The 8,095-nt window shown below is 59.6% G+C and carries 7 protein-coding genes; 2 read left to right on the forward strand and 5 right to left on the reverse strand.

The window, feature by feature from the left end:
- Window positions 1-41: 41 nt before the first annotated feature.
- Window positions 42-512 carry a DUF1289 domain-containing protein gene (locus ACRESD_RS25535; RefSeq protein WP_431753443.1) on the reverse strand — a complete coding sequence of 157 codons (471 nt, stop codon included), beginning with the start codon at window positions 510-512 and terminating at the stop codon, window positions 42-44.
- 397 nt (window positions 513-909) lie between these two features.
- Between ACRESD_RS25535 and acnB the strand changes: the two genes are divergently transcribed.
- Window positions 910-3,519, forward strand: a complete 2,610-nt coding sequence (gene acnB / locus ACRESD_RS25540) for a bifunctional aconitate hydratase 2/2-methylisocitrate dehydratase (RefSeq protein ID WP_431753449.1) — start codon at window positions 910-912, stop codon at window positions 3,517-3,519.
- 50 nt (window positions 3,520-3,569) lie between these two features.
- On the opposite strand, the gene ACRESD_RS25545 is transcribed toward acnB, so the two are convergent.
- The 3 genes from ACRESD_RS25545 to ACRESD_RS25555 form a co-directional block, all read right to left on the reverse strand.
- Window positions 3,570-5,213 carry a SulP family inorganic anion transporter gene (locus ACRESD_RS25545; RefSeq protein WP_431753444.1) on the reverse strand — a complete coding sequence of 548 codons (1,644 nt, stop codon included), beginning with the start codon at window positions 5,211-5,213 and terminating at the stop codon, window positions 3,570-3,572.
- Window positions 5,203-5,820, reverse strand: a complete 618-nt coding sequence (locus ACRESD_RS25550) for a ParB-like protein (RefSeq protein ID WP_431753445.1) — start codon at window positions 5,818-5,820, stop codon at window positions 5,203-5,205. Before ACRESD_RS25550 ends, ACRESD_RS25545 begins: the two co-directional genes overlap by 11 nt.
- A 135-nt stretch (window positions 5,821-5,955) precedes the next feature.
- A complete protein-coding gene (locus ACRESD_RS25555; RefSeq protein WP_431753446.1) occupies window positions 5,956-7,233 on the reverse strand; it encodes a serine/threonine transporter in 1,278 nt (425 codons plus the stop codon).
- A gap of 135 nt (window positions 7,234-7,368) precedes the next feature.
- Between ACRESD_RS25555 and ACRESD_RS25560 the strand changes: the two genes are divergently transcribed.
- Window positions 7,369-7,617 carry an isochorismatase family protein gene (locus ACRESD_RS25560; protein WP_431753447.1) on the forward strand — a complete coding sequence of 83 codons (249 nt, stop codon included), beginning with the start codon at window positions 7,369-7,371 and terminating at the stop codon, window positions 7,615-7,617.
- Here ACRESD_RS25560 and ACRESD_RS25565 read toward each other — a convergent pair.
- A complete protein-coding gene (locus ACRESD_RS25565; RefSeq protein ID WP_431753448.1) occupies window positions 7,571-7,732 on the reverse strand; it encodes a hypothetical protein in 162 nt (53 codons plus the stop codon). The two genes, ACRESD_RS25560 and ACRESD_RS25565, sit on opposite strands and share 47 nt — an antisense overlap.
- Window positions 7,733-8,095: the final 363 nt, after the last annotated feature.

Raw genomic sequence — 8,095 nt, forward strand, 5'->3', positions numbered from 1 at the left:
ATTCGCGAGCAAGCCCGCTCCCACATTTGTTTTGCGTAGTGTCAGGTGGAAAGCACGTCCTTGAGAAACCCCGGCGCGATATAGCGTTGATAATGGGCCTCGCTCAGGATAAAGAACTCCCGATCGATGGCATCGCGCAGCTGCGGCAGCGCCCAGTCGCGAAACTCCGGCAGCAGCACCATGCCATAGGCTTCCAGGTTCGAGATCACCCGTGCCCCACGGGCGATCAGTTGATAGGCCCAGCAATACTCGGACTGATGCGGCACAAAGCGAATCTTGCGTTGCTCCAACTGCCAGCGCAGGGTCTTGGGGTCGAAGACCTCGACTTTACCGGCCATCACCTGCACCAGCAGCTGTTCCAGCCGGAGCCACACCGCGCGTTTTTCTTCCTCGTTATAACCGTTCCACTGGATCACTTCGTGGTGGAAGCGTTTGCAGCCACGGCACACAAGATCGCCGTAGACCGTGGAGCACAGACCCACGCAAGGGGTTTTGATAGTTTGGTTGGGCATGGGCAACGACACGCAGATCAGTGAAACAGTACGCCATGTTAGCCCTTTGTCTAAGGTTGATCACCCAGCAAACTTGGCTAGGCAACTTACCTTTAGAAATTTTTTGCCGTAGAATCATCCGGCCTTGTAAGGCGCCAATAATCCGCTGGAAGCTGTTTTCAAAGCGTCACGAGCACAGTCGTTCCTTCAGAACGGTGTTGGCGATGGTCAATGACTCGGTAGGTCAACGCCCTCGCCAACCCTCATCAGCTCCGTTCTGCAGGCGTAAAACTTTGAAAGCAGCTTCTGTGAGGAATGCCGGCAGCGCTGGCTTTGCGGCCCAAAAAGCCCCCGAGCGCATGCGTGCCGTTCATTTCTGGATGAGCGTCCCGTGGGACCACTGATGAGGGTAATAACTGTGCTTGAAGCCTACCGCAAACATATCGAAGAGCGCGCAGCACTGGGTATCGTTCCCCAGCCGCTTAACGCCGAACAAACCGCAGGCCTGGTCGAGCTGCTGAAAAATCCCCCGGCTGGCGAAGAAGAATTCCTCGTTGACCTGATCACCAACCGCATTCCACCAGGCGTTGACGAAGCCGCCTACGTCAAGGCCGGTTTCCTGTCTGCCCTGGCCAAGGGCGAAGCCACTTCCCCCCTGATCAGCAAGCAACGCGCCGTTGAACTGCTTGGCACCATGCAAGGCGGCTACAACATCGTGACCCTGGTCGAGCTGCTGGACGATGCCGAGCTGGCACCTGTCGCAGCTGCCCAACTCAAGCACACCTTGCTGATGTTCGATGCGTTCCACGACGTGGCTGAAAAAGCCAAGAACGGTAACGTGCACGCCAAGGCCGTGATCCAGTCCTGGGCTGACGGCGAGTGGTTCAGCAACCGTCCGACCCTGGCCGACAAGATCAGCCTGCGTGTGTTCAAGGTCACCGGCGAAACCAACACCGACGACCTGTCCCCTGCCCCGGACGCCTGGTCCCGCCCTGATATTCCGCTGCACGCCCTGGCCATGCTGAAAATGGCCCGTGAAGGCATCGTACCGGACGAGCAAGGCAAGACCGGCCCGATGAAGCAGATCGAAGAAATGCGCGGCCAAGGCTTCCCAATCGCCTACGTGGGCGACGTGGTCGGCACCGGTTCGTCGCGTAAGTCGGCGACCAACTCCGTACTGTGGTTCTTCGGCGACGACGTCCCTTACGTACCGAACAAGCGCGCTGGCGGCTTCTGCTTCGGCAGCAAGATCGCTCCAATCTTCTACAACACCATGGAAGATGCCGGCGCACTGCCAATCGAGTTCGACGTTTCCAACATGAACATGGGCGACGTGATCGACCTGTACCCACATGCTGGCAAAGTCTGCAAACACGGCACCGACGAAGTCATCACCACCTTCGAAATGAAGACCCCGGTGTTGTTGGACGAAGTGCGCGCTGGTGGCCGTATCCCTCTGATCATCGGTCGCGGCCTGACCGACAAGGCCCGTGCTGAGCTGGGCCTGGGCCCAACCGACCTGTTCAAGCTGCCAGAAGCCCCAGTCGACACTGGCAAGGGTTACACCCTGGCGCAGAAGATGGTCGGCAAGGCGTGCGGCCTGCCAGAAGGCAAAGGCGTTCGTCCTGGCACCTACTGCGAACCGAAGATGACCACCGTGGGCTCCCAGGACACCACCGGTCCAATGACCCGTGACGAGCTGAAAGACCTGGCGTGCCTGGGCTTCTCGACCGATCTGGTCATGCAGTCGTTCTGCCACACCGCGGCTTATCCAAAGCCGATCGACGTGACCACCCACCACACCCTGCCTGACTTCATCATGACCCGTGGCGGTGTATCGCTGCGTCCAGGCGACGGCATCATCCACAGCTGGCTGAACCGCATGCTGCTGCCGGACACCGTCGGCACCGGTGGTGACTCCCACACCCGTTTCCCGATGGGCATCTCGTTCCCGGCCGGTTCGGGCCTGGTTGCGTTCGCCGCAGCCACTGGCGTCATGCCGCTGGACATGCCGGAATCGATCCTGGTGCGCTTCAAAGGCAAGATGAAGCCTGGCATCACCCTGCGTGACCTGGTTCATGCCATTCCTTACTACGCGATCCAGTCGGGTCTGCTGACCGTAGAGAAGAAAGGCAAGAAGAACGCCTTCTCCGGCCGCATCCTGGAGATCGAAGGCCTGAACGACCTGACGCTGGAACAGGCTTTCGAGCTGTCCGACGCCTCGGCTGAACGTTCGGCTGCCGGTTGCACCATCAAGCTGTCGAAAGAGTCCATCACCGAGTACCTGAACTCCAACATCACCCTGCTGCGCTGGATGATCGGTGAAGGCTACGGCGATGCGCGTACCCTGGAACGTCGCGCCCAAGCGATGGAAGCCTGGGTCAAGAACCCTGAGCTGATGGAAGCCGATGCCGACGCGGAATACGCCGAAATCATCGAGATCGACCTGGCCGACATCAACGAGCCTATCCTCTGCGCGCCAAACGACCCGGACGATGCCCGTCTGCTGTCGAGCGTTGCCGGCGAGAAGATCGACGAAGTGTTCATCGGTTCGTGCATGACCAACATCGGTCACTTCCGCGCTGCCGGTAAGCTGCTGGAGCAGGTCAAGGGTCAACTGCCAACCCGTCTGTGGCTGTCGCCGCCGACCAAGATGGACGCTCACCAACTGACCGAAGAAGGCTACTACGGCATCTACGGCAAGGCTGGCGCGCGCATGGAAATGCCGGGCTGCTCGCTGTGCATGGGTAACCAGGCACGTGTAGAGCCGAATTCGACTGTTGTGTCGACTTCGACCCGTAACTTCCCGAACCGTCTGGGTGACGGCGCGAACGTCTACCTGGCGTCGGCCGAGTTGGCGGCAGTGGCATCGACCCTGGGTCGCCTGCCAACCGTCGAAGAGTACATGGGCTACGCAGCGAAACTGGACACCATGGCCAGTGACGTCTACCGCTACCTGAACTTCGACCAGATCGCCGAGTTCCGCAAAATCGCAGCAAGCGCCAACATCCCGGTGATTCAAGCCTAAGGTGTGTTGACGTAAAGGACGCCGCGTATTCCACGATACGCGGCGTTTTTTTATGCCTGGGATTTGGCCAGTTGCACCGCGCCATCCACACTCAAGCCACTGAGCAACACCTGCGGCGCCAGCGCCTCCGGCAAGGCCTGTAGCACCTCCAACGCCTCATGCCGCACGCGCGCCAGTACCAGGCGTTTACCCTCCCCCCGCACCTGCGCAAAAAACGCCGCCAGTGCTTCGATACTGGTGCCGTCGAGGTCCGGCGACTCTTCCAGGCTGAGTACCACCGCCTCCACTGGCGATTGCCGCATCAGGCGCAACGCCGCGCCCAGGATACGTTCGGCATTCGCAAAAAACAGCGCCTCGCTGGGTCGCACGATCAAGATCCCTGGCACTTCGACAGCATCGGCGTGGTGCTGACGATCAACAAAATCATGACTGTCGCCCAAACGCCCAAGCACTTGGATGTCTGCCGCCGACATCTGGCGCAGCATCAACACCACACTGACGGCTACTGCCAGCAGTAAACCATCCAGCACTCCCAGCACCAGTACCGCCGCCACGGCACAGATCACCAAGAGCCGATCCCGTCGCCAGACAAAGTAGCGCCCCAACGGTTGCAGGCTCAAACCGCGCCCCAGTGCGTAGATGACGATGGCGGCAAGTACCGGTTCCGGCGTCAGCGCGATGTATGGCAACACCGTCAATACGATCACCAACACCACCAGCGCCGCGACGATGCCCGCCAAACGCGAACCGGCACCCGCCGCCTCGTTGGCAGAGGTCGCCGAATACCCGGCACCGGCCGGCATGCCGTGAAACAACCCGGACAGCAGATTCGCCGCGCCCAACGCCAACAAGTCGCGGTTGGACGTCACACGGTCACCGTGCTTGAGGGCGAATGAGCTGATGGAACCGTAGGACTCCGCGTAAAGGATCATCACCAACGCGAACGCCAGCTCCCCCAGGCGCAACCAGTCAGCGAACGGCAAAACCGGAAAGGTCCCGAATTCCAGGCGCAGATCGATCACGCCGATCAACGCCACACCATGGGCCTGCAGGTCCAGAGACTGCCCAGCCACAATACCCAGGAGCACCACCAACAGCCCGCCAGGCAGGCGTGGAATACGTGCGCAAAGCCACAACACAAGCAAAGCAGTCGCCGCTACCATCGCTGCGGGCCAGTTCCAGCGCGGCAACTGTTCCAGTAGTTGCGGCAGGAATCGGATCAGGTTGTTGTCGCTCAGATGCACACCCACCACACCGGCCAGCTGCTTGAGGATGATGGTCAACGCCAGGCCGAAGGCAAAACCGCGCAAGACCGGCTTGGCGATAAATGAAGTGACGCCACCGAGCTTGAACAGCCCGGCCAACAGGAACAGCACGCCGGTAATCAACACCAGCCCGAACGCCAGGGACAGCCTCAGCGCTGGGTCGCCACCTGCCAGGCTCGCGGTCGCGGCCGCCAGAACCGCCGCCGAAGACGATGTCGCCGAGACAATCGCAAAGCGGCTAGTGCCGAACAGGCCGTAGCACACCAGGCCGGCAAACAGCGCGATAACACCGGCCTGGGGCGGCAACGCGGCGATGCTGGAATAGGCCACCGCCTCGGGCAGCAGCAAACCGGCGATGGATAACCCGGCGAGGACGTCCTGGGTACGATTGGGTGGAGCAACAGGGGTTTCAGCGGTTTCAGTTTTCAATCGGCCCAACCCATCCCGGTAGATAACGCGCTTCTTGGCTGCGTGCCAGGAGCATGGCCTTGCTCAACAGCTTGGCGTTTGGCTGGGCAACCACATCGCTGCCGATACGGCTGCGAAAAAAATCCGCCCAGAGAAACTCGCTGAACGGTGTAGCGTCCTTGGCGTACCCCCCGGCAGTACGCAACATCCCGGCCAGACTGCGGTAAGGGTCATCCTGCAAGTCGGTAATCTTGCGGGGAATGGCTTCGTAGGTACGTCGCAAGCCGCGTGCATCGTACGGGTGCACCCATTGATTGAAGGCCATGACATTCCAGAAGGTGCTGCGCTCCACGAATGACAAGTCCTTGAGCATCAACAGCGACACGCTCTTGACCTCTTCCAGCAACAAGGCCAGGCCAAAATGATGGTGATCGGTAATGTAATAGCGCTCATCCGGCCCCAATACGCAGGGAAACCAATGCTTGTCGAGGGCGGCGGCGCGCTCCTTGCGTTTGAGCTTGGTCCAGGCCTGGCGCTTGAGGGCGACTTCAGCCATGCCGACCGTTAGTTGAGTGGGGTGCAGCTTGTCCAGTTTCGCGGTGACGAGTTGCGGTCGAGGACGGGCCATGGGTATCTCCGATAAGAAAACCGTTAAGCCGACAGCTTAGCCCGCATTGTGCTTCAGGGCTTCAGTGGTTTTTCGCCCATAAAAAAGGCCGATTCGCAGTGTGCGCGAATCGGCCTTTTTCGGTGCAGCGTGCTGTCAGGACAGCAACGAATAAATCAACGCGGTGATTGCTACCAGACCCACGGCCGTAACAAACACGTTGGACGCCTGCCCGCGGTACTTGGCCATGGCCGGCACCTTGCGAATGGCATACATCGGCATCAGGAACAGGATCGACGCGATGACCGGGCCACCCAGGGTTTCGATCATGCCGAGGATGCTTGGGTTAAGCGTAGCGACAAGCCAGCACACAATCAGCATGAAGGCCGCGGTCGTGCGATCCAGGGTCTTGGCTGCCGGACGACGCCCCGTCTTGAGCACCAGGCCCTTGAGGCCTTCGCTGGCACCGATGTAGTGGCCCAGGAACGACTTGGCAATCGCCACGAACGCAATCAACGGCGCGGCAAAGGCGATGGTCGGGTTGTCGAAGTGGTTGGCCAGGTACGACAGGATCGACAGGTTCTGCGCTTTCGCTTCCGCCAGTTGTGCTGGCGACAGGGTCAGCACGCAGCTGAACACGAAGAACAATACCATCGCCACCATCAACAGATGCGCACGGGACAGGATCTGCGAGCTGCGCTCATCGGCGTGGGCGCCGTACTGACGCTTCTGGTCCACCGCAAACGCCGAGATGATCGGAGAATGGTTGAACGAGAACACCATCACCGGAATCGCCAACCACAGCGTGTTGAGCAGCGCCGACGGGGCCGGGACTTCGCTGGCGGTGCTCAGGATGCCGCCAGTCCAGTGCGGGATCAGATACACCGCCAGGAACAGCAAGGCAACGATGAACGGGTACACCATCAGGCTCATGGCCTTGACGATCACTTGCTCACCGCAACGCACCACGGCGAGCAAGCCCAGGATCAGTACGAAGGCCAGGATCGCCCGAGGCGGCGGCATGATGTGCAGTTGGTGTTCCATGAAGCTGCTGACGGTGTTGGTCAGCGCCACGCTGTAGATCAGCAGGATCGGGAAGATCGCGAAGAAGTACAGCAAGGTGATCAATGCACCGGCCTTGAGGCCGAAATGCTCTTCGACGACGTCGGTAATGTCGGAGCCATCCCGGCCGGACAGCACGAAACGGGTCAGGCCACGGTGGGCAAAGAATGTCATCGGGAATGCCAGTACCGCGAGGATCAACAGCGGCCAGAAGCCCCCCAGACCTGCGTTGATCGGCAAGAACAAAGTACCGGCGCCAATGGCGGTGCCGAACAGGCCGAGCATCCAGGTGGTGTCCTGGCGGCTCCAGCTTGTGAGGGTTGCAGGTGTCGTTGCATAGCGTTCATCGACGCTATTGGCCTGATCATTCATCCGGTCGGATCTCCGCATTCACACGGCCGGGACGAGTCAGAAATACCTGACAGGCAGCGCCCCAGCCATAACAAGCGCGCGATTCTCCGGGATTCTTTCGAATAAGCAAAGACTTAGCTGAGGAACGGTGTTGCGGTGCAGGGGCTCAAGTACGGCCATAAGCACCGGTTTCAGCGGTCTGCGGCACGATACGCGCAGGCCGAAACAGCGATCAGTTGCTTTCTTGGCACCGACCTGGCGCAGCAACTGACAGCGGCGCAGATCAGCGAATGGGTGATTGCGGGTATAAAAACTCCGTTCTGTGTCGACACCACCTGCCGAGTGATCGGGTTTCCAACTAATAAGCCGAGGTACCCAAGTTGGCATTGCGTAGTTCGCCATTAATGGCGTTCTGCGCAATATCCAGCAGCAGGTCGATCTGCTTCGCTACCGCTACATCCTGCAGGATCGACAGATCGTCATGAGTGACGGTGCCGCCGGCAAAGTGGAATGGGATCAATTTGTTAGCCTCCTGAATTCCTGTTCAGAAATCGGATGACCATGAATAGCGCCGGCACTCAGTTCTATGCGGACCCAGCGACTGAGCTTGCCATGGCTGGCGCCAATGCAGGGAGGAAAAGCCGACGAAGTCTGGCGCAGTCTTTCGGCGTGGGATGGGCGGTTTGTAAATTCAGAACGGCCTTACGCGAGAAGAAATTTTTCTACCTGAGCAAACCGTTCCGTCTTACAAATCCCGCATACTGACCCCATCAAACCCTTCAGGGAGAGCCTTCCGATGTCCATTACTGTTCTGGTTCTGGTTGAAACCATTAACGAATACCTGTCCATCATCGAGGGCAACGACTTTCATGTGATCCTGGCC

The sequence above is a fragment of the Pseudomonas sp. genome (genome assembly GCF_050739995.1).
In the GTDB taxonomy this organism is placed as follows: domain Bacteria; phylum Pseudomonadota; class Gammaproteobacteria; order Pseudomonadales; family Pseudomonadaceae; genus Aquipseudomonas.